The 25,296-nt window shown below is 59.8% G+C and carries 19 protein-coding genes; 1 reads left to right on the top strand and 18 read right to left on the bottom strand.

Going from position 1 to position 25,296, the window contains the following annotated elements:
• Positions 1 to 60 precede the first annotated feature (60 nt).
• The 6 genes from V3C19_RS02625 to V3C19_RS02600 all read right to left on the bottom strand — a co-directional run bounded on the left by V3C19_RS02625 (position 61) and on the right by V3C19_RS02600 (position 6,394).
• Entirely contained in the window at positions 61 to 420 is a 360-nt protein-coding gene (locus tag V3C19_RS02625) for a cyclophilin-like fold protein (RefSeq protein ID WP_202975656.1), read from the bottom strand.
• Between the two features lie 186 nt (positions 421 to 606).
• Positions 607 to 1,839, bottom strand: a complete 1,233-nt coding sequence (locus tag V3C19_RS02620; RefSeq protein WP_295931798.1) for a DUF418 domain-containing protein — start codon at positions 1,837 to 1,839, stop codon at positions 607 to 609.
• Positions 1,811 to 3,043 carry an MFS transporter gene (locus V3C19_RS02615; RefSeq protein ID WP_295931801.1) on the bottom strand — a complete coding sequence of 411 codons (1,233 nt, stop codon included), beginning with the start codon at positions 3,041 to 3,043 and terminating at the stop codon, positions 1,811 to 1,813. Before V3C19_RS02615 ends, V3C19_RS02620 begins: the two co-directional genes overlap by 29 nt.
• An 83-nt stretch (positions 3,044 to 3,126) precedes the next feature.
• Positions 3,127 to 4,005, bottom strand: a complete 879-nt coding sequence (locus V3C19_RS02610; RefSeq protein ID WP_295931803.1) for a DUF3737 family protein — start codon at positions 4,003 to 4,005, stop codon at positions 3,127 to 3,129.
• A 285-nt stretch (positions 4,006 to 4,290) separates the two neighbouring features.
• Positions 4,291 to 5,247, bottom strand: coding sequence for an EamA family transporter (locus V3C19_RS02605; protein ID WP_295931806.1), 957 nt, complete (start codon positions 5,245 to 5,247; stop codon positions 4,291 to 4,293).
• Between the two features lie 151 nt (positions 5,248 to 5,398).
• Positions 5,399 to 6,394, bottom strand: a complete 996-nt coding sequence (locus V3C19_RS02600; RefSeq protein ID WP_343203835.1) for an alpha/beta hydrolase — start codon at positions 6,392 to 6,394, stop codon at positions 5,399 to 5,401.
• 369 nt (positions 6,395 to 6,763) lie between these two features.
• On the opposite strand from V3C19_RS02600, the gene V3C19_RS02595 reads away from it, so the two are divergent.
• Positions 6,764 to 7,711, top strand: coding sequence for an AraC family transcriptional regulator (locus V3C19_RS02595; protein WP_295874271.1), 948 nt, complete (start codon positions 6,764 to 6,766; stop codon positions 7,709 to 7,711).
• Positions 7,712 to 7,832: 121 nt separating this feature from the next.
• Here the strand turns inward: V3C19_RS02595 and V3C19_RS02590 are convergent, their stop codons facing one another.
• The 12 genes from V3C19_RS02590 to V3C19_RS02535 form a co-directional block, all read right to left on the bottom strand.
• Entirely contained in the window at positions 7,833 to 9,974 is a 2,142-nt protein-coding gene (locus V3C19_RS02590) for a polyribonucleotide nucleotidyltransferase (protein ID WP_067573851.1), read from the bottom strand.
• Positions 9,975 to 10,326: 352 nt separating this feature from the next.
• Positions 10,327 to 10,899 (bottom strand): TolC family protein, encoded by a 573-nt coding sequence (locus V3C19_RS02585; RefSeq protein WP_295931812.1) that lies wholly within the window; start codon positions 10,897 to 10,899, stop codon positions 10,327 to 10,329.
• Positions 10,871 to 11,803 (bottom strand): TolC family protein, encoded by a 933-nt coding sequence (locus tag V3C19_RS02580; RefSeq protein ID WP_295931815.1) that lies wholly within the window; start codon positions 11,801 to 11,803, stop codon positions 10,871 to 10,873. The genes V3C19_RS02585 and V3C19_RS02580 overlap by 29 nt, the downstream gene beginning before the upstream one ends.
• Positions 11,800 to 13,359 carry an MFS transporter gene (locus V3C19_RS02575; protein WP_295874276.1) on the bottom strand — a complete coding sequence of 520 codons (1,560 nt, stop codon included), beginning with the start codon at positions 13,357 to 13,359 and terminating at the stop codon, positions 11,800 to 11,802. The genes V3C19_RS02580 and V3C19_RS02575 overlap by 4 nt, the downstream gene beginning before the upstream one ends.
• A gap of 11 nt (positions 13,360 to 13,370) precedes the next feature.
• Positions 13,371 to 14,381, bottom strand: a complete 1,011-nt coding sequence (locus tag V3C19_RS02570; RefSeq protein WP_295931818.1) for an HlyD family secretion protein — start codon at positions 14,379 to 14,381, stop codon at positions 13,371 to 13,373.
• Entirely contained in the window at positions 14,378 to 14,995 is a 618-nt protein-coding gene (locus tag V3C19_RS02565) for a TetR/AcrR family transcriptional regulator (RefSeq protein WP_295931821.1), read from the bottom strand. Before V3C19_RS02565 ends, V3C19_RS02570 begins: the two co-directional genes overlap by 4 nt.
• A 148-nt stretch (positions 14,996 to 15,143) precedes the next feature.
• Positions 15,144 to 15,398, bottom strand: a complete 255-nt coding sequence (rpsO, locus tag V3C19_RS02560) for a 30S ribosomal protein S15 (RefSeq protein WP_067573867.1) — start codon at positions 15,396 to 15,398, stop codon at positions 15,144 to 15,146.
• Positions 15,399 to 15,496: 98 nt separating this feature from the next.
• Positions 15,497 to 16,129 carry a sugar O-acetyltransferase gene (locus V3C19_RS02555; protein WP_202975660.1) on the bottom strand — a complete coding sequence of 211 codons (633 nt, stop codon included), beginning with the start codon at positions 16,127 to 16,129 and terminating at the stop codon, positions 15,497 to 15,499.
• Positions 16,107 to 17,006, bottom strand: a complete 900-nt coding sequence (locus V3C19_RS02550) for a L,D-transpeptidase family protein (protein WP_295874280.1) — start codon at positions 17,004 to 17,006, stop codon at positions 16,107 to 16,109. Before V3C19_RS02550 ends, V3C19_RS02555 begins: the two co-directional genes overlap by 23 nt.
• Before the next feature lie 107 nt (positions 17,007 to 17,113).
• Complete coding sequence (locus V3C19_RS02545) at positions 17,114 to 18,745, bottom strand: hypothetical protein (RefSeq protein ID WP_295931823.1); 1,632 nt, start codon at positions 18,743 to 18,745, stop codon at positions 17,114 to 17,116.
• Positions 18,732 to 23,885 carry a hypothetical protein gene (locus tag V3C19_RS02540; RefSeq protein WP_295931826.1) on the bottom strand — a complete coding sequence of 1,718 codons (5,154 nt, stop codon included), beginning with the start codon at positions 23,883 to 23,885 and terminating at the stop codon, positions 18,732 to 18,734. The genes V3C19_RS02545 and V3C19_RS02540 overlap by 14 nt, the downstream gene beginning before the upstream one ends.
• 1 nt (position 23,886) lies before the next feature.
• Positions 23,887 to 25,188 carry a hypothetical protein gene (locus V3C19_RS02535; protein WP_295931829.1) on the bottom strand — a complete coding sequence of 434 codons (1,302 nt, stop codon included), beginning with the start codon at positions 25,186 to 25,188 and terminating at the stop codon, positions 23,887 to 23,889.
• Positions 25,189 to 25,296: the final 108 nt, after the last annotated feature.

The following is a 25,296-nucleotide window of genomic DNA, read 5'->3' as shown; positions in this document are numbered from 1 at the left end:
TCCATCTGCCACGGATGGCCCATCCCCACTGCAATGCTTCCCGTTTTCCGCGGTATTCCGTTAATTCTGTTTCAGTTCAAAAGTGACTTCCACGTCCCCGGAACCAAGAGCCCCGGCAAGCCCGGCGGCATTATCGATGCGTCCCAGCCGCGTATAGTTGTAGGATGTGGAAAAAGTCTTGTAGAAGAGAACCAGTCCACCGGCGCCCCACAACATCAAATCCCCCTCATGCACGATTCCCGGATTGGCCGCGGCAACGGGCAGGGGCCGTGACAGGCGGTAAAATTTTTCGTTTCCGTTGACGTCCTCCATCTTGAGCGTCAAAGGCAGCAGCGCCTGGAATGCGGCAGCGGCAGCGTTATCTGAAAGGGTGGCCGTAAATGTTGAGGAGCCAACGGTTATTTTGATCACGTTGTTCATGGGTTTGTTGTTTTGCGGGTGAGGGCCGGCAGCCATATCACTGTGGGGAGCATCGGCCCCGGAATGTCCGGCGGTTCCTTCCACATCACAGGATGCCATGCAGAACAGAAGCGCCAAAACGGAAAAAGAGTTTCTTATTCCCGCCATTCTCCGGGAGAAGTGTATTTTTTTCATATTCGTCATGGTTTATTTAAGGAGCGGGAGCCATTTTCCGTAAGTCAGCATCCGCCATATCCATTCCAGAGGACCGAACAGACAATAATGCAGCCAGATGCGGCTGAATACCGTCTCACAGAGATAGACGCCGGCCGCCACCAGCATGACGGCAGAAAGCCCGGTATCCGCACCAAAGCCAAAGCCGATGCCATAAAAAATAATCATCCCCAGCACGGACTGTCCGATGTAATTGGTCAGAGCCATTTGCCCCGGAGCCGCCAGCATTTTGAATATCCGGCATTCCCTGTGATGGAGGTACCACAGGCTGACGGACGCCATATATGCCAGCCCCACAGGGAAAACCCCAAACGTGTACAAGGCCGAATGGGCCGTCATGCCCCACGGGTGGCCGTTCAAAGAGCTCCACGCATAGAATACAGAGACGGGAAGTCCGATCGCAAAGCCGTACATGGATACTTTTTTCAAGAGCTTTTTGTTGCCTTCCAGCTTGGCATACAGGCGGTTTCTGCCAACGTAGAATCCCAGCAGGAACAATCCCATCACCTTAAAGAAACGGTTGCCGTCAATGAATTCCTGCATTCTGACGAAGGCCCCCTGCACCAGGAATTTGAAAACGTCCGTGTAGCTTGCGGCATCCCTCAGCCAGAAGGCGAAGTTGTCTTCCGTAATGCCATATTTTGCACAGAAATACTGCTGCATGCGGACGGCCGGGGCGGATGGGTCCATGCCGAAGACGGCTCTCGCGGCATCCGCCGCTATGGGGACCAGCAGCAGGAACGCGGAAGCAAGGAGCAGCCCCTTGTTGGAGACATTCCGGAAGAGAGGCAGAAGCAGGCCCAGCAGGGCATAAAGCATCAGGATGTCACCGCTCCAAAGGAACATCAGGTGCAGGAAGCCGATGACCAGCAGGATTCCCATCCTCCGATAGAAGATGCGGAGCCCGTCCGCATGCCTCCGCATGGCGTTGGAGATGATGATTGAAAATCCTATCCCGAAGAGGAGTGAAAACATGGTGTAGAATTTTCCGTCTATCAGGATGTACTGGATGTATTTGATGATCCTGTCGATTCCAGCTGTGGGCATTGCCGACACGGCGTCGCTTTTCAGAAAGGTATAGAGGGAGAATTCCGGGAAGTTGGCCAGGCATATCCCGAAGAGCGCCAGTCCCCTTAAAGCATCAAGGATGATATGGCGTTCTTTCGAACGGACCGGGTCAATGTGTTCTGAAGGATGGTTGTTCATGGTTGTTTTTCAAGATTTGAGAAGATGTGAGAGGATTTGAGGAACGGTTCCTGAGGAAGATGAAGACGATGCCCGCCATGAGAAACAACAGCGCCCCCAATACGGAATAGCGCGTGTTCAAGAAGGTGATGAACAATCCGCAAACGGCCGTCCCCACCGTCGTTCCAAGGTTGGCGGACGCCAGAAACAGGCCATTGGCAAAGTCGGGAGCTTCCGGCGCGGCATCCGTGATGATGTATTGCATGTTGTTGCTGGCAATGCCCGCCAGAATTCCCAGAACAAAGATGATGGCTACTACCGGGATAAGCCAGCCCCCCAGCAGGAACAAGGACGCGTAAACCGCAACGAGGACAAACGGGATAAGGGTTACACACCGCGCGGCATTCATGGAAAGCAGCCGACCCGCCAGGACGTTGCCGACGATATTGGCCAGTCCGTACACCAGCAATACCGTGCCAATGAGCGTGTAGGATATTTCCGTTACCGTTTTCAGATAGTCCGACAGGTAGCTGAAAAAGCCGAACATGGCCGCGTTGATCATTGTAACGGCCAGAATGGCCTGCCAGGTGACTGCCTTTTTCAGTACGCCGAGCTGCGCTCCATAGGAAAGCCGCTTCCGGACGGGCAGAGAGGGAACAAAGAGTAGCGTAGCCACAAGCACCAGGGCATTCACGGCGGCAAAGAACAGCATGGCCATGGAGAATGATGCCATACTTGCAATGAAGCTGGTGACCGGAACGCCCAGAACCATTCCAGCCGATACACCGATGAACACTCTGGCAACCGCCTTCGGAGCCTTCGCCTTTCCTGCCGACGCCGCAGCCACCGTGAAGGCCATGGAAATGTAAACCGGGTGAAGAAAGGCGGGAATGGCCCGGACTATCAACATGACTGTAAATCTGTCGGTAAATGCTGAAACGAGATTGCTCAGCGTAAAGGTTCCCAGGGCCAGCAGCATGACTGTCCTGCGGTTGACCCTGGAAAACAGCACCGGCATGACGGGAGCGGACAAAGCCACAATCAGCGCAAACAGGCCGACCGTCCAGCCGGCATCCGGCACGCTTATCTGAAACCTCTGCGCTATCTGGGGAAGAATCCCTACGACTCCCATTTCCGTATTGATGATGCCGAATACGCCTGCGGTGAGAATAAAGACAAGCAGACCTCCTGCATTCCCCGCATGCTGGTTATTTTCCCGTTTCATCGTTTAATCGTGTCCGGTCCCTTTTTCCCTGTTCATTCCGTGTACTCCATTTCAGAGGTTATCTTGCCGGAGGAAGCCGGGCGTCACGCAACCTGCCCGGGACCGCTCCACGCTCCACGGGTTTCCACGGAACAGCAGCCCGGCGCCTTGCAGTGGCTGTCCAGAATGATTTCCCCGTACCCGTCCGCCACAATGCGGCCGCTGCGCGGATTTTTGACGCTACGGACCGTTCCGCTGATTTCCGCCTGCACGCTGGCGTACTCAAAGGCCAGATCGGCATCCTCCGTCATGGAACAGTTTTCCATGACCAGATCCGTGGCGTAGCACAAGGGCTGGGTCCCTGAAATCCGGCAATTGACCAGGCGCAGGTTCTTCGAGTGCCAGCCCAGATATTCGCCGTCCAGCACGGAATCATATACCGTTACGTTTTCCGTGTTCCAGAAGGCATCCTTGGAATGGATTTCCGCATTCCGTATTTCCACGTTTTTACAGTACTGGAAGGAATAGTTCCCCTGAAGCCGGAATTGATTGATCCGTATATCGGAACCGTGCATGAATATGTAGTCGCCCTTGCCCGCCGCCACTTGGTCCAGTTCCACATGGCGGCAATGCCAGAGGGTTTCCTGGGCATTGGGCAGCCGGACGCGCTCCAGCTTCAGCCCGTCCATGTCGCGGAACATTTTCGGGGCTTCAACAAGGGTGTCCACCATGTGCAAATTCCTGCAATACCAGATGGCGGCCCGGGCCCCTTCCCGGAAGATGCAGTTCCTGACGAGAAGGTCTTCATTGTGCCAGAAGGGGTATTTCCCCGTGAATTCACATTGAACGGCTTCAATTCCGAAGCATTCCTTCAAGGCCGATTCTCCGGGGAGGATCGTCACATTGCGGAGTCTCAGGTTGCGGGTGGCAAAGAGGGGGCGTTCGCCTCCGTACGATGCGTTGCTGATGTATTCTTTTTTCATGATGATGTGTGTTGTTGAAAGTATCGTTAATGTCTGCCGGGGCAGGAGATTTTTTGAAAGGACGCTTGTGATGCGCCTGTTCTTCAGGGTTTGTAATTTTTGCTGTTTGTATTCAGGATTAAAGTTAGAATAACTGTAATAAGAACGGATCGTTTTTCCGCAGCGGTATGAAGGATTGTTTCCGGCGGCAGGCTGATTGGTGTTGGCTCAAGGAAGCTCCGACAGAAAACATTTATTAAACGTTGTTAGTACAATAAGGCAGGAAAAGATTAGGAGAAAGGGTAGTCATGGAATTCCTTTCCGGATGTGGCTGCCGGAAGGTTTTCTGATCAGGGAGATGCTGAAAAGGATGATGCAGAGACCCATTATTTGAATCCAGCTTATCTCCTCCCCGCCTAGCATCGTACCCAGAACCACCGCCACAAGCGGGTTTGCGTAGGCATGGGTGCCTACTTCCGTTGCCGGGCGCACCTTGAGGAGCCAGATGTAGCTGGTATAAGCAAGGATGGAACCGAACAGGATCAAATAGACCAGGGAAAGCCATGCGGCGGACGGAATCGCTTCCCAACTGACGGCATCCGTTTCACGGCCCAGGAACGAACAGACCCAGAACATGCCGCCGGCAAAAAGCATTTGCCACGCCGCACCGGCAAAATCGTTCACTTCCTCTTCGGAAGACGATTTGTATTTTGCATACAGTGTTCCGAGAGCCCAGGAGATGCAGCCTACGACCAGGAGAACCACGCCATATTCGTGATGGACGTTTTTCCCGCCGTGGAAGAGCTGTTCCAGGAACAGAAGCCCCACCCCCAGGAATCCCGTGACAATGCCTATGGAAACGGCAGGAAGCTTGAAATTTGTTTTCCACATGGGGATGTCCAGAGCCATGATCCAGATGACGGTTGACGATGCAAGGATGGCCACCAGGCTGCTGCTCAAGTATTGCTGGGCGAGCATGATGACCGCCATGTCAATGAAAAGCAGGATAATTCCACTGACGGCGGATTTCCGGATCAGGCTGCCCCGGAAGATGCCCTCCCCCCGGATGCGGCTAAAGGTCAGCAGCAGTATTCCCGCCGCACTGAAACGCAGGCCTCCCAGCAGGAAGGGTGGAAATCCCCTGAGGGCCACGCCAATGAAATAGTAAGTGGACCCCCAAACGACGTAGATCAGAAAATACGCAAGGATAACGGCCAGGTGTCCCGGTTCTTTTTTTGTCGTGCTTTCCGTCATTGTCGTCATGTTCCAGTGTCGATTTCTGCGGAGGACTTATCAGGAGAAAGCCATGCAGGTTTTCCTGTTTGTCCCTGTTTTGTTCGTGAACCGCCGGGAGCATTCGCCGCGGGAAGGTCCGTGACCAATGCTCACGGACCGTCCTTTTAACGCGGGAGGATTATTTCAGGTTTTTAGTGAAGAAGTCCGTCAGTTTGTCGAACGGAATCAGGTTCATCCGGTCATAGAGGTCCACATGTCCAGCCTTGGGCACCCAGTACAGTTCCTTGGGTTCGGCCGCCCTCCGGTAGGCGTCTTCGCTGAATTCCCGTGAATGGGCCTCCTCGCCCGCGATGAACAGCAGGGCGCGGGGGGAGATGGTTTCAATGTCCGCAAAGGGATGGAAGTTCATGAATTTTACGTTGCTGGTCAGTGTGGGATGCGTGGTCAGTTCCGGCGACTGGCCTCTGGGGGTGAATTCGCCTCTCGGAGTGCGGTAGAATTCATAGAATTCCCTTTCAATGGGGTGGGAATTTTCGTTGAGTTCATGCACTGTTCCGCTGGTGTATTTGGCTGCCCCGCCGGTGAATTCCACATAACGCTGTTCCGCCGCTTCCGCGAGAATCTTCTTCCTCTGTTCAAGAGTTTGCGATTTCCGGAGTCCGTTGCGGCTGGCCGCACCCATGTCATACATGCTGACGGTGGCGACGGCTTTCAGCCGCGGGTCGATTTTGGCGGCGCTAACGGCAAAGCTTCCGCTGCCGCAAATCCCGATGGCCCCGATGCAGCCGCGGTCAACAAACGGGCGCGTGCCCAGAAAGTCCACGGCCGCGCTGAAAGCTTCGGCATACATGTCCGGAGATACGGCGTTGCGGGGTTCTCCCGCACTTTCACCCCAGAAGGGGAGATCAATGGCCAGTGTCACGAATCCCCGTTCAGCCATTTTCGCGGCGTACAGGTTCGCACTCTGTTCCTTGACGGCGCCCATGGGATGCCCCACGACGATGGCTGGGTATTTCGCACCCTTGTCCATATCTCCGGGCAGGAACAGGTTTCCCGCCATCTTCATTTTATACTGGTTGTTGAATTCAACTTTCTGAGAGGCGACCTTGCCGCTCTTGTAGAAGTTGTCCGCGTCCGCGGGCTTGTCCGCCGCGCAGGCAATGCCGCCGGACATGACGAGCGCGCCCAAGGCCGTTGCCGTGAGGTTTTTTACCTTGCGGTTGATGATGGATTTCGAGTTCATTGCCTGTTTCTTTCTGTTTGCTTGATTGAGGTTTTTTCATGGGCCGCATGAAGGGTTTCCGGCATGTTTCAGCGCAGCTTCCTTGCCCCAGGCCGCCGGGGGATGGCGGGAGACGGGCTGTGCCTCGCCTCTTCCTCCTTTTCTCTTTACGGTCCTGTCCGGTCTTTCAACCGGATAATGGCAATATAACAGAAGATCCGGAAATCAGTTAGCCCGATACTTTTGCATTATTGCCCAATCCTGCAAAATGGAGATGAATGGGATTGCTCCCGGCCATTCCTTGAATACAATGAGGACATCATGAAATTGACGAATGAAATGAAGAAGAGAGGTTCCGCAGCTCCTTCCTTCTCCGCCGTACATGAACCGTTACGACTTGCCGGCATGATCGCCAAATGGACGGAAGGGAAGCACCGGACAGAGACGGCTATTCCCGGACTGGTGCTTCACCGCTGGTCGTCCCCTACGGAGCCGAGCAGCTACATGTTCGCTCCCCATCTTTGCCTGATTGCACAAGGGATCAAGCGCATCCTGCTGGGGGATGAGGCCTATGTCTATGACGCGCAGACGTTCGTGGTTTCTTCCGTGGAGCTCCCGATCGTTTCCCACATCCTGGAAGCCACTCCGGAAAAGCCCTACCTGGGGTTGACGCTGGAACTCGATTTGAAGGAGATATCCCGGCTCATGCTCCACGATAGCCTGCCCCCGGCCAGTTCCAGCCCCACGGGAAGGGGAATAGGCGTCAGCAAACTGACTCCTCCCCTGCTCAACGCTGTGGAGCGCCTGCTGGCATTGCTGGACACTCCACAGGAGATTCCCGTTTTCCAGCGCCTGGTGGAACAGGAAATTTACTACCGCCTCCTGATGGACAAAGACCAGGGCACCCGGTTGAGGCAGATCATCATGGCGGAGAGCCGCAGCAACCAGATCGCGCGTGCCATTGACTGGATGAAACGGCATTTCGACCAGCCCCTGCATATCAGCGAACTGGCGAAACACGCAGGAATGAGCCCTTCCGGCTTCCACCAGCATTTCCGCGCCCTGACGGCCATCAGCCCGTTACAATTTCAAAAGAGAATCCGCCTGAATGAGGCCAGACGCCTCATGCTTCTGGAAAACATGGATGCGGGGAATGCCGCCTTCCGCGTGGGCTATGAAAGCCCTACCCAATTCAACCGGGAATACAAGCGCATGTTCGGAAATCCGCCCCGCACGGATATTAAAATGCTGCAATCCGCGCCAGTCTAACGGGAATCAAAGGGAACCAGCTTCCACAACGGCAACCCCCAGACAAAAAAGAGGCCGCCTTCCCCGGTTGAAGTACCCCGGAAGAGGCGGCCCCTATGATTACAGGCCCAATGGAGAACCGTTATTCCGTGATGCCAGCGGCTTCGGCTTCGGCAGCCTTGGCGTCGCGCAGAGCGGCACGGATGGACATTTTCACGCGGCCCTTGTCGTCGATGCCGATGCATTTGGCGGTCACCACGTCCCCCACGCTGACGACGTCTTCCGTCTTCACCGTGCGGCCTTCGGCCAGTTCGGAGATGTGAATGAGGCCGTCCTTGCCGGGCAGCACTTCCATGAACGCCCCGAAGGTGGTCGTGGAAACGATCTTGCCGGTGTACAGCTCACCGATTTCAATGGTCTTGAACATGCGGGTGACCAGTTCCATGGCGCGGTCCAGGCCTTCCTGCTTGGAGGCGTAGATGTGCACGGTGCCGTCTTCCTCAATGTTGATGTCAGCGCCGGATTCCGCCTGGATGGCCTTGATGTTCTTGCCGCCGGGGCCAATCAGTTCGCCAATGCGGTCGGCGGGAATCTTGGTGGATTCAATGCGGGGAGCGTTCGGGCTCATTTCCGCCGGGGCGGCAATGGCTTCATGCATCACGTTCAGTACGTCGGAACGGCCCTTCTTGGCCACATAGATGGCTTCTTCCAAAATGTCCAGCGGGATGCCGGGGAGCTTGAGGTCCAGCTGGTAGCCGGTGACGCCCGCATCCGTGCCGCAAAGCTTGAAGTCCATGTCGCCGTAGAAGTCTTCGGAACCGATGATATCCAGAAGGGTCACGTAGCGTTCCATCTGGTCGCCGTTGAATTCGGTCACCAGGCCTACGGAGATGCCGGCTACCGGACGGATCAGCGGAACCCCGGCGGCCAGCAGGGACATGGTGCCCGCGCAGACGGTGGCCATGGAGGTGGAGCCGTTGGATTCCATGACTTCCGAGGAAACGCGGATGGCATAGGGGAAGTCCGCATCCGCCGGAATGACGGGAGCGATGGAACGTTCCGCAAGGGCGCCATGGCCAATTTCACGGCGGTTCTGGCCGCCGAAACGGCCCGTATCGCCCACGGAGAAGGGCGGGAAGTTGTAGTGCAGAATGAAGCGCTTGGTGTCTTCACCGCCGGTGTAGGAGTCAAAGTACTGTCTTTCTTCCAGCGGAGCCAGCGTGGCAAGGGCCATGGCCATGGTTTCGCCGCGGGCGAAGAGGGCGGAACCGTGAACGACGGAAGGCAGGCAGTTGATTTCCGCCGTCAGGGGACGGAGCTGCTTGAGTTCGCGGCCGTCGGCACGCTTGTTCTTTTCCATGATGGAAATGCGGAAGGCCTTTTTCTGGATGTATTCAAATACCTGCTCCACGTCAAAGTCCGTGGCTTCCGGATGGCGTTCCTTGATGGCGGCTTCCACTTCGTCGCGCAGGGCGCCCACCTTTTTCTGGCGTTCAACCTTGCTGTCGGCGTAAATGGCGTCTTCAATGCGGTCTCCGGCGATTTCATAGCCGATTTCCAGCAGTTCCGGCTTGGCGACAATCAGTTCATAGGAGCGCTTGGGTTTGCCGGCCACGCGGGCCAGTTCTTCCTGCGCTTCGCAAAGCTTGGTAACGTTTTCCTGGGCAAAGCGGAGAGCCTGCACGAATTCTTCTTCCGGCAGCTCATTCGCGGAGCCTTCAATCATGATCACGTCTTTCTTGTTGCCCACGTACACCAAGTCCAAGGTGCTTTCCTTGCGCTGGGTATTGGTGGGGTTGATGACGAACTGGCCATCGATTTTACCGACGCGCACGGCGCCCACGGGGCCCTGGAAAGGAATGTCGGACACGCAGAGGGCGGCGGAAGCGCCGTTGATGCTGAGAATGTCGGAATCGTTTTCACCGTCTGCGGAGAGCAGGATGGCGATCACCTGGGTATCGTAAAGATAGCCTTTGGGGAAAAGGGGGCGCAGCGGACGGTCCGTCATGCGGCAGGTCAGGATTTCCTTTTCCGTGGGACGGCCTTCGCGCTTGAAGTAGCCGCCGGGGAACATGCCCGCCGCAGCGGCTTTTTCCTTGTATTCCACGGACAGGGGGAAGAAGGTCTGGCCTTCCTTCACCTTGGTGGCGCTGACAGCCGTGACCAGAACCACGGTGTCTCCGCAACGCACTGTCACGGCGCCGTCCGCAAGACGTGCCATTTTACCGGTTTCAATCGTAACGGGATTTGTACCAACGTTGCATTCAACTGAATGTATGCTCATTATATTATTGTCTTTCAATCACCCGCAGCCTCATCTGCTCATCCAGGCCGGCTCCGGGCGGAAAACCTGAATGACGTTAGGTACGGGCAGTGCCTCAGGAAGAACTTATTCGCGGCCCTCGCTTCCCGGAATGGAAAAAGGACTCGCGCGGCAGGACGCACATCCCATGCGGATCAAGCGTTCCATGCCAGTCTTACCGGCCTGACAGCCCGTGAAAATCCGAAAATTTCTCAAGGCATGCCCGATGAAAAACGAGCGGGAACGTAGTCCCCGAACGTCGGATGCCAGCATAGTCCCTGTCAAGGATAATGCAAGCAAATAGTTCGATAACGCGCCTTTCCGCAGTTTTCCCTCATGCGGAATCCGGCCCCCTTTGCCACCCGCCGCCCAGAGCCTTGCAGAATTTGACAATGGCATTTAAACGCATCTGCGCCGCGTCCGCCATGTCCAGCTCCCCGCTCAGCAGGTTCCGGTGCGTGTCCAGGGCGTCCATCAGCCCCAGGTACCCGGCTTCATATTGCTTGGAGGCAATGTCCCAGCTCCGGCGCAGGCAGGTTACCTCGTCCCGGGAAGCCTCATAGGCTTCCGCACTTTTCCGGCGCTCCACCAGGGCATCCCGTATTTCCCGGAAGGCGTTCAGCACGGCCTGTTCATAGGCAGCCTGCGCAGCCGTGCATTCGGCGGAGGCGGCCCGCACCGCGGCGCGCTTTCTGCCTCCATCAAACAAGGTTTGCAGGATGCCCGCGCTCATATCGTAGTTCCTGGACGGGCGCGACAGCAGATCTTCCAGCCGGGTGCTGACCTGCCCCAGCCTGCCCGTCAGCACCAGGGAAGGGAGCCTGTCCGCACGCGCCGCCTCCTTTCCGTAAAAGGCCGCCTTCAACCGGGCTTCCAGTTCACAGATGTCCGGACGCCGTTCGATCATATCCCCCGGTATTCCTGCCGGAATGGAAGGAGGGGACGCCAGCAGCTCCTCCCGGCCCCCGGAAAGGCGGTATTCCTGCCGGAATGGAAGGAGGGGACGCCAGCAGCTCCTCCCGGCCCCCGGAAAGGCGTCTTCCCGCCATGATCTGCCGGGGGCTGTCCCCCACCAGCACGGCCAGAGCGCTTTCCGCGCGGGACAGCTCGTTTTCCGCCAGCTTCAGCTGGGCCAGGGTTTTGGCCCGCTCCGCCTGAACGCGCCGCAAGGCAAGTTCCGGATACTGTCCCTGAACAAACCGCTTTTCATACATGGAGCACGTCTGTTCGTAAGAGGCGTGGACATGCCGGATGATGAGGCATTTTTCCTCCCACGTCCGAACATTGATGTAGGCGGAAGCCACTTCCGCGGTGAGTCTCAGATAAACGGCATCCCGCGCCGCGGCGGAGGCCAGCAGGTCCGCACGGGCCTCTTCCGTGAGGGCTCTCAGCCTTCCCCACAGGTCAACTTCGTAGGAGAGCACCCCGGACATGCCCCACAGATCCCTGGCGCGGTCCGGCAAATTGTTCATGTAGCGCTCACCCTCGGACAGTTCCTGCCTTTTCCCCTCCGCCTGAAATCCGGCCTGCGGCATCAGGGAGGCACCCGTCTCCGCCGCCATGGCCGCGGCACGGTCCACGAGCGCGGAAGCGCGGACAAGATCGCGGTTGTGTTCCACGGCTTTTTCCTCCAGTCGGTTCAGGGCTCCGTCGTGGAAGACGAACCACCAGTTTTTTCCCACGGGGGAAGACCGGGCCGTTCCGTCCGGAATGTCCATCGCGGGCCTTTCAAATGCAGCCGGGCCGCCGCATGCCGCCAGCAGAAGGGCTGCGGCCGCCGATACGGAAGCAAGGGAGATCAGAGTATTCATGAAGCTGTGTTTCGTTCCTTTCCGGATTTCAGGCAAAACAGCGCAAAGAGGACTCCGGCGCCCCCCACGATCACGGTGCAAAGGTAAAAGGCATCCACGGAAAATACCTGGCTCTGCAAGGCTACGGCATGGTTCAGCATGGCGTTCACGGAGGCATGGATGTCCGCCGCCGTCCCTCCCGTTTCCGAAAAATGCCGCTGCCACATGTCGAGCGTCTGCACCGTACCGGGAGAGTCGTCCCGGACCTGTTCCGCCATGTCGAAACGGTATCCCGTCTTCATGTGGGCCAGCACGGTGCTCACGCTGCCGACATACATGGAAATGAAGACGTAGCGCACCGTGTTCAGCGTCCGGGAGGAGGCCGCGGCGGATTTAGCCTCCACCCCCCGCAGCGCGAGCGGCGTGGCTACATTCAGGCAGAAGGCGTACCCGACACCGAAAAGGCCCAGGGGCCACGCCACGTCCAGCCAGGAGCAGCCGGCGTCCAGCCGGGACAGAAAGAAGGCGGAGGAACCCAGCCCCAGCAGTCCCGCCATCATGCCCACCCGCAGGGCCAGCCTGCCTTTCTGCATCAGCGGCAGGACGATGGCCGCACCGGCGCAGAACCCCGCCACCAGCACCAGGAATACCCATGCAATTCCCGCGGGCTCGTAGTTCATGACGTTGCGCATGAATTGCACCGTTCCCACGCGCACCCAGCAAATACAGAAGATGTTGCACAGGGAGGCCAGCAGCCCGAACAGAAACCGCCAGTTTCCCAGCACACGGACGTCCAGCAGAGGCGTCCGGTGGGTCATGCAGGAGATGGCGGCCAGCACCAAGGAACAGAATCCGCCATACATCCAGCACAGGACTCCGGGAGCCGTCCAGCCGTCCGTTTCCCCGTAAATGAGTACCATCAGGATGCACACGCACCCCGCCGCCAGCGCCAGGAAGGAGAACCAGTCAAATTTCCCGTTTTTGGGAATCTTCGTGTTGGGGACGTACAAGGTCGTCAAAACCGCCAGCAGGGCGGCCGCCGCGCCCACGATCACAAACAGCCCCTTCCAGTGCCAATACTGGACCAGCAGGCATCCAGCCACCGGGCTTGCACAGGAAGCCAGCCCGATGGAACACAGCTTCACTCCCATCGCCGGGCTGCGGCGCTCCGGCGGCAGCGCGGCATTGACCAGGCCCGTGCCGTAAACCAGGGCCAGGCCGCCTCCCGTCCCCTGAAGGAAACGGGCCAGAACCATGATGAAGAAATGGTCCGCCGCCAGTCCCGCCAGCGTCCCGGCCAGCATCAGGAGCAGTGCCGTCCGCAGCGATCTTCTCAATCCAAGGCGCGCCCACAGGTACGCCGCCACGGTGAAGGACAGGGCCGTTCCCAGCGGACACGCCGCTCCGGACCAGGAAACGTCCAGGGTACCCACGACAAAGGTGCCGGAGAGATCGGGCGTGGCGGCCGTGATGCACCCCATGTTCAGGAACGTGAGCATGGTGCAGACGCAGGCCATTCCCAGCAGCAGCCACCGCCGCCCTCCGGTCATTTCCTTTTCATCCGCATTTCCACCCATAACGTCCCTGATCAGAAACCGATGGAAACCGTGCCCTGCATGCCGGGCCTAAACACCACGCCGTCCCCGCTTTCCGGCAGGCTTACCTTGATGGGGAAGCGCTGCATGACCTTGGTGAAGTAGCCGCTGACGTTTTCCGTGGAAATGAGGGAGAACATGGCACAGGAGGCGGCGCCTATTTCATACACCTTTCCGTAAAACACCCGGCCGTCATAGCCGTCCAGCGTGAACCGCACTTCCTGCCCCGTTCTGATGCGGCCTATTTTCGTTTCCTCCACCCGGACATTGAGCCAGATGTCATGGCTGTCCACGATGGAAAAGAGTTTCTGACCGGCGCTGACCATTTCCCCGCCATTCACCAGCTTGCGGGCAATGATTCCGTCCACGGGGGACTTGATCACGCATTCCTCGCACAGCACTTCCAGTTCATCCTGTTCCGCCCTGGCCGCCTCCAACTGGGCCTGGGCCGACCTTTTTTCCTCTTCGCGGTAGCCTTCCAGGCGAAGGGCCAGATTTTCCCGCTCCGCCTTTTCCACGGCCTGAGCCGCCAAATAGGAGGCCCGGACGGCATCGCGGTCTGCGGAGCTGATACCCGCCTGGTCACGCACCAGTTTTTCAATGCGCTCGTAATCACGCCGCGCGTGTTCCAGATTGGCGGCCGCCTGGGCGGTTTTTGCCCGCTGGGATTCGATTTCCTGAGGGCGGAATCCCGCCAGCATCTCATCATACCTGGCCTGCATGAGCTTGACCCTGGAACGCGCGGCCAGCAGGCGCGCCTGGACGGCCCGGCCGTCCAGATGGGCGAGCGTCTGGCCCTTCTTCACCATGTCTCCTTCCTCCACCTCCACAGCAACCACCCGTTCCGCCAGCTTGGTGCCCACGGACACGATGCTCGCCTCCACGCGGCAGTCGTCCGTACTCATGGAACGGCTTTCCCGGATATGCCAGACTCCCCAGATGATGCCGCCCGCAGCCGCCAGAGCCATGCTTCCCAGGGAAACGGCCTTCAGATGCTTGCTCATGCAGTGACGGAATTGCCGGTTTGAGAGAATCCCTGGATGAACAGGTCTATGGTCAGCTTCATGGAAGCCACCTTGTCCCCCCATGATTTGCTGTCGTCATTCAGGCAGTACATGAGCATGTACCCGTGCAGCGTGTTGACGAAGGCGCGCACCATGAGGCGCACATCCCCCGCCCTGACCTTTCCCTTTTCCTGCATGGCGGTCATGTAGTCGCACAGGAAGGCGTGAAGCTCCCGCGGATCGCGCAGAAAATCCTCTCCGTTCGTGTCCACGGAATCCAGGGCGCTCAGATAGGCCCGGAACGCGTTCCTCTTGGCCTTCGTTTCCTGAAAGTAGAGCCGCGCCGCCAGTTTCAGGTCATGCTCCAGATTCCAGGTCCTGCCGTTTTCAAATTCCCTTTTCAGTTCGCTGGCGTATGCCCTGTACCGGATGATTTCATCCAGCAGGGATTTTTTCGTCGCAAAGTAGCGAAATACGGTTTTTTCACAAATGCCTGCCTTTTTACCGACCTCCTGCACACTGACCCGGTGGAATCCCCGCTCGCTCATCAATTCAATGGCCGCCTCCACAATCCTCCGCAGCGTATTTTGCTGGATTCTTGTCATCTGTTCCATAGATGTCTGTCAGGCTAACAGACATTTTCAGCCAGTCAAGCCTTCCTTTCCCTCCGGGCGGAGGCAGGAAAACCCGTACACCAGGCCACAAAAAACGGCCGCCGCGAAAAACGCAACGGCCGTATCAAACGGGAATATGCTCCTCCGCTTAGCGGCGCAGTCCAAGACGCTGAATCAGGCTCTGGTATTGGGCCAGATCTTCACGCTTGACGTAGTCAAGAAGCTTGCGGCGCAGAGCCACCATTTTCAGCAGCCCGCGGCGGGAGGAAACGTCGTGCTTGTTTTCTCCCAGGTGGGCGGTCAGGTGGGCGATGCGCTTGGTCAGAAGGGCGATCTGGAAGCTGGAGCTACCGGAGTCCTTTTCGTGCATCTTGAATTCCTGCAGATTGATTTCGTTACTCATGAGTGTTTTTCTTGAATGTGTTTAGCTCGTGGCAGCGGCTAATCGACACTGTGAGGGCGTTAACTATGCACGATCGCCCTTTAAAGGCAATTCAAATTTCACGGCATCCGGGAATTTGTCTCCGCCCGGCCGTCCACGCGCCTGTTTCCGGCATAAAATTCGCGGTCTCTTTCCGCAATGGGCCGCAGAACGCGGCAGGGATTGCCCGCGGCCACCACGCCGGGGGGAATATCCCGGGTCACCACGCTTCCGGCTCCTATCACGGAGTTCCTGCCGATGCGCACGCCGGGAGCCACCGCCACGTGGCCGCCTATCCAGACGCCGTCTTCAATGGCGATCGGCAGTGCGAATTCCAGGCATTCCTGCCTGAGGCCGGGGTCCACGGGATGGCCCGCAGTATAAATGCCTACATTCGGGCCTATCAGCACGTCGTTTCCAATTTCCACCCGGGCGCAATCCAGAATGACCAGATTGAAATTGGCGTAAACGCGGTCCCCCAGGCTGATGTTGGAACCGTAGTCGCACCTGAACGGGGGCTCCAGATAGCACCCCTCCCCAACGCTTCCCAGGAGTTCGCGGGCCGTTTCCCGGCGCAATTCATCATCCTCCGGGTCCGCACCGTTATAACGGGCCGTCAGCCTGCGGGCCCTGAGGCGCCGCGCGGCCAGTTCCGGATCGCGGGCGTCGTACAGACGCCCGGAGAGCATATTATTCAACTGGTTTGAGTCCATGGCCGGAAGAGGGGGATGCCGCCTCCGCCGGAGAAAAGGAAGGGAGAGCGGCTTCCGCCACGGACGAAGCGCCCGAAGACGCGGAAGTCTCTTCATTTTTTCCCGCGGATTGTCCCGATTTTAAAGGAACTTCCAGTCCGGGGGAAGAAGAATTCCCGCCAGTCCCGGCCACCGCGGTTCCTCCCGACTTGCCCGGAGAGGGCCTGTGCACCGTTTTGAAATGGGAGTCCGGTTTCTTCTGCAGGTCATGAACGTTCCAGCTGCCGTATTTGACAATGACGCGCGTCCCCACCGGGGCGACCTCAAAGAGATTTGCGGCAATCAGATGGGGAATGCGTATGCACCCGTGCGAGGAAGGATGGCCGGGCAGATACCCTTCATGAATGCCTACCGCCCCGTTCACCCTCATGAAGTAGGGCATTTTGGCCGGCTCAAACCTTTCGCCCGCCCTCGGGGATTCCTTTCTGATGTCGCCGTCCCGCTGGCTTCCGTCACTTGCGACAAAGGTCCCGTAATAGGAATGATGGTCCCTGTCCTTGGAGGAGATGCGGAAATAGCCGTCCGGCGTCATGCCGTGGCTTTTTCCGGAGCTGATGGGAGCATAGGCTATGCGGTGCGTGCCGCGGTAAACGTACATCATCTGCTTTTTCTTGTCCACCACGATCAGAAGCTTTCCGGGCAGGGAAGGATCATCCTCCCACTTGAGCAGATGGCCGGGGATGGTTCCCTTCCCCTCAAAATACCCGGTCAGTTCCTCCACAGGTGTGGAGGAAGCCGGAGGAAGAGGGGCATTCCGCCCGCCAGTACCGCAGGAGGTTACCAGAACCGGGATACAGAACAACAGGGCAGACAGGGAAAAACGGGGCAATTTCATCATCTCGTGCGGCAGCATCACTCCGTTAGACAACGGAACGCCGGAAAAAAGAACCGTTTTTTGACGAAACTGTCAACCATCAATCAAAAAAACGGTTCTTTTCCTTCCCTTCACCACATTTTGGCCCTCCTGTGGCGCGGCCGGACGTCTCCGGGTCCGTGAAGCAGTCCATGGGACCAGGCTTCCGCAAAGGTGCGGGCGGCGTCCGCCGTGTGGGAATGGGCGTCATGCACGGGACTTTCCGCCAGGGAGCCGCCCGTTCCGGGCAGTCTGGACCGGTACAATTCCAGATGCTCCACACCTCCCGGCTCCTCCTCCCCGCGCAGATTGCGCGCCCGCTCCTGGGTGCGGGCATGGAAGAAACTGCGCTCCAGCAGTTCCCGAAACGTGTTGATGCCGCGCCATACATCCGTTGTCCGGGGCACCACGCGCACGTTGGCCAGCCCCAGCCTCGCCATGTTTTCCACGTAGGAAACACCGTGGGCGTCCCGGCGTGCGGCGTCATGGGGCAGCAGGTGGGCTGTTGCCGTCAGGCCGTATTCCTTTTCCCATTCCTTTATTTTTTCCGCATAGTGGGCCAGGGGCTGCTGGTTGGCGGCGTAATGGTCCAGCCAGTGGATGCTGTCCCCCATGACCTGGACCAGCCAGATAGCCGTATGGTCGCTCAGGCCCAAGTCCCACGCCGTGAATGTGGGAGCCTCCGGATCCGCCGGGAATTCCATCCCCACGCGTCCCCGCTCCCGCAGGGCCATGATGCGGCTGCCGTAAATGCTTCCCTCCTCGCCGGTGGAGAATGCCTCCTGGGGAGTTCCCGGATATTCCTGCTTCATGGCCGCGCCCATCACGCGCGCCATGCGGGCATACCACCGCTTCTGCCCCGCGTCCAGCTTCACGCCCGTTTCCCGCTCCAGGGAGAGGAAGTAGGCATCCAGTTCCCTGCTCCACCTGCCGCGCCCCGGCAGGGAGTATTCTTCCTGGTCAAACCAGCTGAAGAAGAAGAACCGGAAGTCCAGCGGGGACAGCTCGCTCTTGCCCATGTTTTCCATGGCCTGCCGCGTCAATTCGTAGTTCACGCCATAGCGGCCGCCTTCATGGGTGCTTTCCTTCAGGATAAAACCGCCGGGCGGCACGGTATTGATGGCTCCGGAACGGATTTCCCGCGCCCGCCACGGGGCATGCACGGAGACATGCGCCAGCTCGGAAACATGCAGGAACTGCATCGTGCCGCCGCGCAGGTTGGTGCCCACCCGGACATCGCTGCCGTTGGAGAAAGCCAGCCGGGTAAGAGCCGCCGTACAGGGACGCCATTCCCCCTTTTTTTCCACGCCGGACATGCGCTTGATTCTTTCCCCCAGGCGCGCCAGCGCTACATCCATGGCGGAGGGTTCCGGCGGCAGGTAGTCCAAGTGGTCCCACGCGAAGTGGAGCTTGGCCAGCTTTGCCTGGGCGTCAGGCAGGCTTTTATCAATAATGCCGCAGTGGAAGTTGGAACGGAACAGGCTCATGTCCAGCATCAGGAGGGCCACATACGTGGAGATGCCGAGCTGGCGCGCCTTCAGAATGTCGTTCCGATACCACAGCCCTTCATGCAACCGCCTCTGGGCCTTGTTCATGGAGAAGCGCTGGAGCTGGCCCGCCTTGTTTTCTATCCAGTACAGGTGTTCCAGCCGCCAGAGCTGGCTGGACAGAACAGACTGCCACGGCAGACTCCACGATTCCGTCAAATGTTCATGGTTTTTCATATTCCTGCATCAATTCCTTCAATAATACGCCCTCTCGCGTCATCGCCCTCAGGGCATCCGTTCCCCTGTCCAGCGGCAGCCGGAATGCCAGGGGATCATTCAGCACATGGGAAACGAAGCGCAGCCCCTGCACCATCACGGGATGGAACAGGTCCAGCCTGCCGCGCAGATAGTCTTCCCTCACGCCCTGTTCCTCATACAGCCTGATTACGTCTTCCATGAAGCATCCCACGGCCTGGTCCGCATTCCACCAGTACCGTTCCTGTGCGGCGGCATCACCGAAGGTCTCCAGAATCCTGCCCAGGAAACGGCCGCGGCTTTCCCGCGCCACGGCGGCGGAAGGTTCTTCACCCGCCCCCGTAAAGCATTCCAGAGGAATGTAGGATTCCCGTTCAGAGACGGCGGGGCGGCCGTTCCCGTCTAGATAGACTCCGTTCCAGGCATGCACCACGTACGGCGCACGCGCCTCCTTCATGGGGCTTTCCGGAACGCCCGGCATCAGGCGGACGGTATGCCCCGGATCATCCGGATCACGGTAAAGAACACAGGTGGCGTACATCGCATGCGCCTCTTCCGGGTCAGGCAGGAAGGGGAGCATGCCTCCACGTACTTCCTGCTGCCTCCGGTCCAGCATGTCAATCAGCACCGCCGCTTCATCCAGCGGCACCTCCCGCGTCCATGCGGACGTCACTCCCTCCGGAGCCGCTTCCGAATCCACGCGGTATTTCCTTCCCTGCCAGACGATGCCGGATTCCGCCGCTTCCGGACGGCCGGCAAAGTCACGCCTCACTGTCTCCAGCGTCTCTACCGCCCTGGCCACATCCGGACGACCGCGCCAGGCGGCGGGGGCGGAAACGCCGCGCCGTACGGAAAAGTCATCCTCCACGTAGGAGGGAGCCTCCAGAACCGGAGTGGGCAGAGAATCGTTCACCGTCCGCGGAAAGGCGTTTTTCGCGCCTCTGAACGGTTTGCGCACCAAATGCAGGTACAGGCCGGGACGGTCCGGGTCCGGACGCCATGAGTTCAAATCCGGGAATTCCCGCAAGACGCCGGCCAGTTCCGCCATGCGCGCCGCCGCCAGACGCTCCGCCCGGCGGAGGGAACCGCCTTCATAACCGTCCAGGGAAGCCAGAGCCCTTTCCAGGTCCGTCCGCACATGGACGGGTACGGAGGACAGAACATGTCCCGCCATCAAACTGTGAGCGTACCGCTCCATCATCGGAAGGCGGACTTCCTCACCCCCGTTCCCGCTCCAGGCACGTTCCGCCCGTATCCGCCCGTTCATTCCCACGGTTTCCCGCAGCATATCCAAAAATCCGGTATCCGCACCCTTTCCATCTTTCAGCATCCTGTTCAATGCAGCCGCGCGGCGGCTCAGTTCCGCGAGGGGCTGCGGGGCCCTTTCCGGACTGGCCGCGCCGTAACGCGCCCATGCGGCCACCGTTTCCGGCACGGCTTCATGGTCCAGACTGGCAAAGAAATATTCCTTGGAAAGCTGGGACAGCTCCTCGATCAGCTCCGTTTCTCCGGGGAACGCCTTGCGGCGCGGGACACGGCCCATGCGCTTGAGCATTTCCCAGGCCGCTTCCGGGGAAAGCTGTTCCGTACGCATCAGACGGTCCCAGACGACTTCCGCCTTATCCTCAATCAGGGCCAGGGGATTGGCCGTGTTATGCAAGCGCAGGCGGTGCATGACCAAACCCTTGGCAGTGGGCACGGGCTGGTTGTCCGCATCCACGCCCAGCCTTTGCACGCCGCCCACGTATTTGCCGTGGATGTCCATGCGCTCCCGCAGGGCGTCAGGGCTCATCAACTTTTCCGCGGCCACTCGGCCTGCGCCCGTCACTTCCAGCAGGTCTCCGGACCCGGAGGCTCCGCGGAAGCCGTAGCCCGCCCTCAGCATGTCGGAGACAGCCAGGGCCGTCAGACCGTCATACAGGCAGGGGAGACGCTCGCCGCGCGCATTTTCCAGACCGCCGGACAGCCTCAAATGCGTGGGGTCCCATTCCGGATGTCCGTTGACGGCATGCCACCGCCACCCGCGGATCAAATCCTTCTTGGCAACGCAGGCCGGGGAAAACATCATGGAGACATTCGCCATCAGGTCCGCTGCGGCTCCCTCCCGCGAGGAATGCCACGCCGACCATGTTCCCGAGGGATAGCGAACTCTCCACAATCCGTTCCCGCGGACGCCCGAGGACTGGAACAGGCTGGGCGTCAGGCAGGACAGGTTTTCCACGGCCTTGTCCGTACCGGGATAGATACGGGGGGCAGGCTCTTCCGGCCCGGCGGACAGCCGGTCCGCATCCAGCACGGAGGCAAATTCCGCCGTCCGTCCGGGAGAAGTTTCCAGATAGCGGGACAGCAGGCGGGAGTAACTTTCCACCGGCGTATAGCCGCGCCCCACGCAGACATCAAAGTCCGCCATGTTCGGCAGCACGTGGAACAGACTGTTCACGTCCGCCTGGGCTCCCCATACGCAGCGGTTCATCTCCTGCAATTCGGGGCTGACGGACTGGCGCTCCCTGTCTCCCAGCCGGGACATCATCGCACTCATCCGGGACAGGGAGGAGACGAGCCCCTCCGGAGTGGAGGAATTCTCCAGCAGCTCCGGAGCGTTCAGCAGGGAGCTCCCCTCCTCCAGCCAGAGGCGCGCCCTGCCAGAACTGTATTCATCCCGGCAAAAGGACTGCCACAGCCTTCCGGCCACGTGGCCGGCTACTTCCTCCTGGGAAGCGCCGTGCACGCGCTCCATGACGCCCTCATATACATTCGCACGGGCTCTTCCGTCCATTTCCCGCGTCACGGCGTCCCAGTCCTGCCGGGAAAACTTCACCGCGGCGCCCGCTTCCTCCGGATAAGCCAGCAGAAGCATTTTGTAAGGACGGGCGGCGCCCTGTTTCAGCCTTTCCGCCACAAAGGAGCGGCGCACGTCTTCCGCCCGCATGTCGTAATCCGTCTCATTGCGCAGACGCCACGGAATTTCCAGGCCGTTCCTGTTGCGGATCAGGCCCAGGTCCTCCGCCTCCTTTCGGCACAGGAATTCATACCAGGAGGAAAGGGCCTCCTCCGCGGAAGACTTTCCGGAAACGCGCTTGAGCGGAGAGCCCGGGGCGGGGTCCATGCCGTACGCCGTCCTTCCCTCCGCGTCCAGCGATTCTCCCACGCGAGGCAGCCCGGCGCGGAGCAGCCACCGGGAACGCACTTCCGCATGGTCCGGATGCAGGGAAAGCTTCCTCAACGCTTCCGCGGATTCCGGAAAGTCAGCCATGCTCCACGGTTTGGAACGCACGGGGGAAGGCAGCTCCAGAAAATCCCGCACCTCCCGTTCCGTCCTTAAAAACGGTTCTCCGCCCTCGCCGAGGGCGCGGGACCATTCCAACGCCTTCCCGGAAATATACAGGGAGCCCCATAGCGGGGAATTGCGCAGGGATTCCTGCAAGAGATCCCCGGCCCGGTACACGTCCTTTTCCCGCAGAATGCGGGCCGCTTCATCGTCCGGAATGCCGAACACCTTGAGAGGAGTCCCATCCCCCAGAAGGGAGGACGGATGGCGGAAGTGATGCAGGGCCGCCTTTCCCGCCCCAATCAGCAGGAAAGGCATCATCATGCCGGCCTCCCTCAACTGGTCTTCCGGGGAAAGCTGCCTCTGCTTCCACCCTTCCCAGTCCACGCCGGATTCCTTTCCGGTGGCCAGGCCGACCCCTTCCTGAGCCAGCATGGGGGTCAGTTCCATCAGCTTGTTCTCCGCGGCCATCTTCATGGCATCCGCGGCAAGGGCGCCCGTTCCGGAAAGAACCGCTCCGGCGGCGGCCCCGGCACCTCCCGCGGCACGCATGGACTGGAAGGAGCGCATGCCCTGCCCCAGCATTTTCTGGCCCAGCTTCGTCATTCCGAAGGAAAGGAGGGTGTTTGCTCCACCGGACAGAACGGCCCCTTCCATCTGGGCGTCAAAGTCGCCGTCCGGATTCATGCGCCGCGCATCCGCCATATGCCGCCCCGTTTCCCCGGCCATCAGCACGCCAAACCCCGCGGGTCCGGCAAACGCCAGCGCCGTGGATGCGCCCTGCTGGGCCATGTCCACCATCATTTCACGGAACCATGGCGCATCCTTGCCCCCGCGCAGAGGGGCGAATTCCAACCGCGCAAAATTCCTCAGCTCCTCAAAACTCCGGGAATACCGGTCCAGGGCCTCCTTCGTTTTTCCGTCCGGCATGACCCCGGCCGCACCGTTAACGGCAAACTGGCCAACATTTTCCGCCGTCTCCGCAGTCCCGCGTTTCAGCGCGGACTCCAGGGCCGTCCTGAAACCGGGCCGGGAACGCATGTACGGAGCCATCATGCGAAACACCTTCTGCCGATCGTCGCCGCCCAGCCCCGCCAGACAATCCACGGCACGCACGACGTCCGGAATGCCTTTCACCGGATTCCAATTCACCTGCACGGCAGGGAAACCGCCTTCCGGCGGCGCTTCATTGGCCACCAGGCCTTCCAGCCCCTTCCGTATCATGTCTGCGGCTTCCGACAGGCGGTTCCGGTCATCCAGCGCGTCGGAGACGGCCCTGCTCCTCATCTTCTCCGCCACGGACCGCAAATCCTCCGGCCAGCGGGAAACGGCCTCCAGTCGCCGTTCGTCCGGCTCTTCCGAAGTCCCCGCCAGGACCCGGTCATAAGCCTCCTGGTACAGTTCAAACAGCGTTTCCCGCTGGGAAAGGCGCACCTGGTTGTGCTGGGAGACCGCCACGAACAACTCGTTGTCAGACTTTCCGGAAGCCCCGTACTGGCGCGCCACCTGTTCCCGTATCCGCCCCCACTCCTTCCGGATGCGTTCGCGCGGAATCCCTCCGGTGTCCGCCACCCAGGACTGCATCACGCAGGCGGCCACCCGCTCGCCATCCGCCATGCCGGGGGCGTACATGGCCTCCGCCTCACGCCGCACCTCCCGAGGGATGGTTGCCACATCCCCCGTCAGCACACTGTTCCAGTACTCTTCCCGCTCCGCCGCCTCGCGTCCCGCATCCTCCACAATTGAGGCAGGCGCGGCCTGTGCCGGAACCGCCTCCGTCTTCATGGTTTCCTCCGCCAGAGCCTCTTCCTGCAGGAGCGAGCTGCCCTGCCCTTCTTCCCATTCCGCCTTCATATTACTGTTTCTCCTTCCTGTTTTTCATGTCCCGGAAGCCGACCCATCCGGCATCCTGCATCCGGTTTTCCTCTTCAAAAACCCGCTCCATTTCCGCGGCGGCATTCGCCGGATTCTTCTTCACGGCATCCAGCAGGGCCCACTGCACCCGCTTCCATTCCTCCACGGCCCGCGCATCCGTCACCGGTCCCCAGGCCCCGTTCCGGAACATGGAGGACAAGCGGCGGGAAGCCGCCCGGCGCACCTCCTGCGGCACCAGCTTCATCGCCTCCCGCCTCTCGGCCAGCATCTTCACCTGTCCGGAGGGAAGTCCGGAAGTGGCCACCTCAATCACGGCGTCCGTATCCCCTTCACCGCCGCAGTCCTCGTCAATCAGGCGGGTCATCCGGCACAGCAGCCCCTCGTCCGCCGGGAAGCTGATGCCGGAAAGCTCCGCCTCCCGCATGCGGTCGCGGGCATCCGCATAACGCCTCAACTGGCCGGAACTGACCAGGCCGTATTTCTCCGCATTCGCCAGCCCTTCGTCGCGCAGCATGCCGCCGCCGGCCACGGTACGGAAAATGGAATCCGCATACCGCCGCTTCAATTCCCCGTAGGCCGCTTCAGCTTCCCGGGCCACCTTCCTTTCCATTTCATTCAGGGAGGCTCCCTCCTGTTCCGCCCGGACGACGGGCAGAGCGGCAGCCGGGTCCCGGCGTACCTCTTCCACGGCCCGGTTCAGAGCAACCCGGTCGCGCGCGTCCTCCGCCATGCGCCCGGCTTCCTCACTGGTCACAAACACGCCCGTCCCCTCTTCAATCCTGCGTTCCGCCAGTCCGGCATCCCCCTGCTCCACAGCGGACTCCACGCTTCCGGTCCAAGAACGGCGCGCCTGCTCCACCTGGCCAAGACGGGACATCTTTTCCAGGTAAATGCTTCCGGCGGCGGCCAGATTTTCCCGCGCCGCCTCCACACGCCCCTTCACCCGGCCGGACATTTTTTCCGGCAGGTAGGAAGGCAACCTGTCCGCCAGAGCCTTCTTCCACCTGGCTTGCAAATCGTCCGCGGCGCCAGCGGAATCCAGCTCCCGCATCACATCCTGTTCAAAGCGGTAGAGGCCGTCCCGGGCCTCGGCCCATTGTCCGGCGTCCCTCACCTCCTGCATCCCGGCCAGCATGTTCCCTGCCGTTCCCGCTAAATCCGCCACCCCGGCGGACAGGCGGCGAACGCCTGCGGCCTGGGCTTCCAGCGCATCCAGCGGGATCATTCCGGACAGATCCGGCCCCATGCGCGACATTCCAAAATCCTGTATTCGTATAGCCATGTTCTAATGGCTTTCAAGCTAGGGAGCGGACGGAACACCGGTCATCCATTCCAAATCGTCACTGTCTCCCTTACTTGCCTCTTGCCAAAACGGAGGCATTCCAACACA

The organism is Akkermansia sp. AE01SA01 (assembly GCF_036417395.1).
In the GTDB taxonomy this organism is placed as follows: Bacteria; Verrucomicrobiota; Verrucomicrobiia; order Verrucomicrobiales; family Akkermansiaceae; genus Akkermansia.
This window is presented reverse-complemented; position numbering and strand designations above follow the sequence as displayed.

Excerpts from the sequence above, each read along its gene's own strand:
- V3C19_RS02555 (WP_202975660.1), bottom strand. The coding sequence starts at position 16,129 with ATGGACTCAAACCAGTTGAATAATATGCTCTCCGGGCGTCTGTACGAC.
- rpsO (WP_067573867.1), bottom strand. The coding sequence starts at position 15,398 with ATGAGTAACGAAATCAATCTGCAGGAATTCAAGATGCACGAAAAGGAC.
- V3C19_RS02535 (WP_295931829.1), bottom strand. The coding sequence starts at position 25,188 with ATGGCTATACGAATACAGGATTTTGGAATGTCGCGCATGGGGCCGGAT.
- V3C19_RS02610 (WP_295931803.1), bottom strand. The coding sequence starts at position 4,005 with ATGAAAAAAGAATACATCAGCAACGCATCGTACGGAGGCGAACGCCCC.
- V3C19_RS02615 (WP_295931801.1), bottom strand. The coding sequence starts at position 3,043 with ATGAAACGGGAAAATAACCAGCATGCGGGGAATGCAGGAGGTCTGCTT.
- V3C19_RS02545 (WP_295931823.1), bottom strand. The coding sequence starts at position 18,745 with ATGAAAAACCATGAACATTTGACGGAATCGTGGAGTCTGCCGTGGCAG.
- V3C19_RS02575 (WP_295874276.1), bottom strand. The coding sequence starts at position 13,359 with ATGGGTGGAAATGCGGATGAAAAGGAAATGACCGGAGGGCGGCGGTGG.
- V3C19_RS02590 (WP_067573851.1), bottom strand. The coding sequence starts at position 9,974 with ATGAGCATACATTCAGTTGAATGCAACGTTGGTACAAATCCCGTTACG.
- V3C19_RS02550 (WP_295874280.1), bottom strand. The coding sequence starts at position 17,006 with ATGATGAAATTGCCCCGTTTTTCCCTGTCTGCCCTGTTGTTCTGTATC.
- V3C19_RS02570 (WP_295931818.1), bottom strand. The coding sequence starts at position 14,381 with ATGAGCAAGCATCTGAAGGCCGTTTCCCTGGGAAGCATGGCTCTGGCG.
- V3C19_RS02580 (WP_295931815.1), bottom strand. The coding sequence starts at position 11,803 with ATGAATACTCTGATCTCCCTTGCTTCCGTATCGGCGGCCGCAGCCCTT.
- V3C19_RS02600 (WP_343203835.1), bottom strand. The coding sequence starts at position 6,394 with ATGTCCGGCGGCATTGCCTGCGCGGCGGACAAGCCCGCGGACGCGGAC.
- V3C19_RS02595 (WP_295874271.1), top strand. The coding sequence starts at position 6,764 with ATGAAATTGACGAATGAAATGAAGAAGAGAGGTTCCGCAGCTCCTTCC.
- V3C19_RS02540 (WP_295931826.1), bottom strand. The coding sequence starts at position 23,885 with ATGAAGGCGGAATGGGAAGAAGGGCAGGGCAGCTCGCTCCTGCAGGAA.
- V3C19_RS02605 (WP_295931806.1), bottom strand. The coding sequence starts at position 5,247 with ATGACGACAATGACGGAAAGCACGACAAAAAAAGAACCGGGACACCTG.
- V3C19_RS02620 (WP_295931798.1), bottom strand. The coding sequence starts at position 1,839 with ATGAACAACCATCCTTCAGAACACATTGACCCGGTCCGTTCGAAAGAA.
- V3C19_RS02585 (WP_295931812.1), bottom strand. The coding sequence starts at position 10,899 with ATGATCGAACGGCGTCCGGACATCTGTGAACTGGAAGCCCGGTTGAAG.
- V3C19_RS02565 (WP_295931821.1), bottom strand. The coding sequence starts at position 14,995 with ATGGAACAGATGACAAGAATCCAGCAAAATACGCTGCGGAGGATTGTG.
- V3C19_RS02625 (WP_202975656.1), bottom strand. The coding sequence starts at position 420 with ATGAACAACGTGATCAAAATAACCGTTGGCTCCTCAACATTTACGGCC.